Here is a 443-nt window from a genome sequence, read left to right on the forward strand (position 1 = left end):
ACCCTCACCGCATGGCTCGGCCTTTTCTACCGCCCGCGAGAATTCTCACGGGTCCGCTTCGGTCGAGGTCGCCCGCTGCCCCTCGGCAGCCATTCTTCGGTTCCGCTGGCCTCGTTTTCCCCAGAACTGGAACTTCAGTAGTCGTGCGGTTCGCGGATTTGCACCCTCCCCCCTGAAGCGCGGGGTCGTGATGACCCTCCCTTCCGGTAAGGGGGTCCCGTGATGGTATCCCCTTTCTCGCCAGCCGCAGCCAACCGTTCCACTCGGGCGAGACGATGCGGACGATGTTGGTGTCGTTGCGAAAGCCGGTCACGCGCCGCTCCTCGACGGTCACGAGCCCAAGCTTCACGGCCTCGCGGATGGCGTTGCGCACGGTGGTCTCGGCGACACCCACGATCGCCGCGAGATGGCCGACGGCCAACCGGCAGTCCTTCCGACGCGCA

The 443-nt window shown here is 66.1% G+C and carries 1 pseudogene; it reads right to left on the reverse strand.

Annotated features, from left to right (window positions below):
- Positions 1–4: 4 nt before the first annotated feature.
- A pseudogene (locus MKK82_RS04150) lies at positions 5–443 on the reverse strand (GntR family transcriptional regulator); the annotation flags it as partial.

The organism is Methylobacterium sp. E-046 (genome assembly GCF_022829625.1).
Taxonomy (GTDB): Bacteria; Pseudomonadota; Alphaproteobacteria; order Rhizobiales; family Beijerinckiaceae; genus Methylobacterium; species Methylobacterium longum.